Genomic DNA, 3,371 nt, shown 5'->3' with positions numbered 1-3,371 from the left:
GCTTTGGACGCGCGGGGGATTGCTTTGGACGCGCGGGGGATTGCTTTGGACGCGCGGAGGCTTGCTTTGGACGCGCGGCGACTTGCTTTGGACGCGCGGGGGATTGCTTTGGACGCGCGGAGGCTTGCTTTGGACGCGGACGGCCACAAGTCAGACGCTCCCTCCTCACGACGCGATTTCAACAAAAAAATCCCCTCATAAAAAAGGGGATTTCCGTAACTTACGCAACGATCGAACACGCTTGCAGCTCCGCAATGAAAGCAAAAGCGTCCTGCATTTCGTCGTCGGTGAAATTCAATTTATTTTTCACGATATGCACTTTGGCGATCTGCTCGTCCTTCGGTAAATAATCGAAATAGAGCAATGTAGAGACCAGCTCTAAAAATCTGGAGCTTTTTCCGTTCAACCTCTCGATGCAATCAGCCAATTTTTCATGGGGCGCTTCCGCCGTTTCAATGAATCGACCGCCCTCTTCTGTCACGTTATAACTATATTGAACGTACGAGCCCTTATCCGTACAGCTCTCCGACAGGAAGCCCATTTCACAAAGCTCTTCGACTCGGAGCGTCAATTCCTCCGAATAGGGACCGTACATATGCAGCTCGTATTTTTCAGCGAAAGGGAAATCCATCTTTTTCGCGATGTAGATCATCTTCTGCAATTTCTTCCGCCCGCGCGCTTCTCCCGCCATGGCAATGAATTGGACAATCCTAGCATGTTCCTGCAGCAAACTACTCACCTCTCAACAGTCGTAAAATCTTTTCATATAGCGGATTTTCCCTTGATTCCAAAAGGTCTTCAGGAAAATACATTTTATGGTCTGTGCGTCGCTTGCCTGAGATGGCATCGACGATTTCCGATGAACGGGACAGCTCGCGCAACTCACCGTTCGACATTTGCAAATAGATCGGCATGCGTTCATTTTCCTCGCCAGGCCTGTAAAAATCATACGGCAAGTCGGAGGAGGAGTCCGGGACAAGATAGTATTCCGGGTCAATACCCGCTTCCTTGAACAACCGCTCAAGCTCGCCGAGTTTCCGGTATTCCGTCGCCGGCTCGAACTCGGCGTATTGGAACAATCTCCGGTTAAGAAAACGGTCGCACAGATCCGCCAAGATTGCATCCTCTTCCTTGCGCCACCATTGGAAGTACGTCGTAAGCACGCCTTCATCCAGCATGATGTACTCCTCGAGGCTGAATGTCCGATCGAAGAACGATTCGAAGTGGACAGGCGCGTATTGGAACGGATAGCCGCTATTATGTAGATGCTTTGCGCGATGCAAGATTTTTATGAGAATGACTTCCGCACTTCGCGAAACAGGGTGAAAGTAGACTTGCCAGTACATTTGGTAGCGGCTCATTATATAATCTTCCACTGCGTGCATTCCGCTAAACTTAATAACTACCTGCTCCTCAGCAGGCCGCATGACGCGCAAAATCCGTTCCATATCGAAATGACCGTACGAAACGCCAGTATAATAGGCGTCCCGCTGCAAGTAATCCATCCGGTCGGCATCGATTTGACTCGAAATGAGGCTGACGACGAGCTTGTCCGGATGTGTCTTGCCGATGACGTCCGCAACTTGCTGTGGAAAATCAGGCGAGACGCGGCGAAGCACTTCATTCACTTCCGTATCCCCTGTCAAAATCGCCTGTGTGAATTTCTCGTGGTCGAGCGTGAACACCTTTTCAAACGCATGGGAAAACGGACCGTGGCCGAGGTCATGCAACAAAGCCGCGCAAAGCGTCAGCAACCGCTCTTCGTCATTCCATTCCGCTCGCCCGCTGAAACCATCGTCAATAATCCGCCTTACAATTTCATAGACGCCGAGCGAGTGTTGGAAGCGGCTATGTTCCGCCCCGTGGAAAACAAGATACGTTGTTCCAAGCTGACGAATCCTGCGAAGTCGCTGGAACTCCCGCGTCCCAATGACGTCCCATATGACTTTATCACGCACATGGATATACCGGTGGACCGGATCCTTGAAGACCTTCTCTTCGAAAAGCTTTTCATTTTTATAGTCCACTTCTTTATCCACCTCCGTCGACGCATTTTCTTAAGTATATCAAAATCTGGGCAAGAGAAAAGGAAGGTTTCATTCAAATGAATGCAATTATTTTGACCTACGTTCCAGTTTGGATGAATAAAAGGCTTACACACTGTACACACTGACCGTAAGAAAGAGACTATGAACATGGCAGGAGGCAAGGAGATGGTGAAAGTTAGACAGGATGCATGGCTTGAAGAAAATGATATTTTATTAGCCGAGACGGTGCTACGGCACGTCCGGGAAGGCAGTACACAACTAAGCGCGTTCGAAGAGGTCGGTGATGCGCTCAACAGGACCGCTGCCGCATGTGGTTTCAGATGGAATGCAGTCGTCCGACGCGATTACGAAAAGGAACTAGCAGAGGCGAAGAAGGAACGGAAGCAGGCAATGCGCGTCTTAGGCGCAGACTTCAAACGGCGCAGCCAGCAATTATATAGCCCTGTACAAGGGGTCGATCAAGATGAAAAGACGGCTGTCCCTTTATCCGCATTATCGCTTGATACAGTCATTGCTTATTTAATTCGTTTGCATCATACAGGTGGAGGCGACTCTGAATCACTCAGATGGAAGCAGACTGCTAAAATGGCAAACGAAAAAGTCGAGACGCTCCAAAAAGAGATCGACAAACTTGAACAGGAGAATAAAACCCTCCGGAACGACTACGAACAATTCGTACAAATCATGAACCGGGCGCGCCGCCTAGTCACATTGGATGACGATTCCGAGCGCACGGCTCCCGTCTTCACGATGGAGCGAAACGGTAATCTCGTATCGAAAGAACCGCCGATCAATCACTGATCCGGCGGTTTTCTTTTGATAAAAACGCATAAACGTAGATTCTCACGCATAATCCGCTATAAAATTCCATAAACCGATGCAGAACCTCATAAATGAATTTTCTCACGCATAAATCGCCGCAAACGCTCATAAACCGAATTATCGGCGCATAAACGTCCCGACTTCATCAGCCACGCGCAAGCATTTTCTGATTCCGCTCAACGACTCGGTTCAAATAAAACAAATAAAGCTCCATCTCTTCCGGCGTGAAACCGCCCACTTGCACTTCCTCTTCCGAAAGAGCTCGGAGCAACAGCTGGACACGGATGCCTACTTCATTCACCGTAAGCGGCTCGCCGATGAGCTCCGACAGCGATGCCATTACTTCCGGGCGGATGTCCGGATAGACGAACTTCGTCTGTTCACCTTGCAGACCGGTTTCGTATAAATCGCGGATAAGGCGGGCGCGCTCAGCACCGCTGCCTTCCACGCACAAGTACACTTGGACCGCGACGCCTTGGCGCAATCGACGCTGCGAAATCC

At 50.0% G+C, this 3,371-nt stretch carries 4 protein-coding genes and 1 pseudogene; 2 read left to right on the top strand and 3 right to left on the bottom strand.

Annotation, left to right across the window (positions count from 1 at the left end; genetic code table 11):
- Positions 1–201, top strand: a 201-nt coding sequence (locus tag AWV70_RS24450; protein WP_235588611.1) for a hypothetical protein, incomplete at its 5' end; no start/stop codon positions are given.
- Positions 202–220: 19 nt separating this feature from the next.
- Here the strand turns inward: AWV70_RS24450 and AWV70_RS10040 are convergent.
- The gene (locus AWV70_RS10040; protein ID WP_060206657.1) at positions 221–730 is read right to left on the bottom strand and encodes a YwgA family protein; all 510 of its coding nucleotides are present in this window, start codon (positions 728–730) and stop codon (positions 221–223) included.
- A 1-nt stretch (position 731) separates the two neighbouring features.
- A complete protein-coding gene (locus AWV70_RS10035; RefSeq protein WP_060206655.1) occupies positions 732–2,027 on the bottom strand; it encodes an HD domain-containing protein in 1,296 nt (431 codons plus the stop codon).
- A 186-nt stretch (positions 2,028–2,213) separates the two neighbouring features.
- On the opposite strand from AWV70_RS10035, the gene AWV70_RS10030 reads away from it, so the two are divergent.
- Positions 2,214–2,849, top strand: coding sequence for an RsfA family transcriptional regulator (locus AWV70_RS10030; protein ID WP_060206653.1), 636 nt, complete (start codon positions 2,214–2,216; stop codon positions 2,847–2,849).
- Positions 2,850–3,015: 166 nt separating this feature from the next.
- Here AWV70_RS10030 and AWV70_RS10025 read toward each other — a convergent pair.
- Positions 3,016–3,371, bottom strand: a pseudogene (locus tag AWV70_RS10025) (octanoyltransferase); the annotation flags it as partial.

Source organism: Sporosarcina koreensis (genome assembly GCF_001531445.1).
Taxonomy (GTDB): domain Bacteria; phylum Bacillota; class Bacilli; order Bacillales_A; family Planococcaceae; genus Sporosarcina; species Sporosarcina koreensis_C.
The sequence above is the reverse complement of the archived record's forward strand: the minus strand, read 5'-3'. Positions and strand labels throughout refer to the sequence as shown.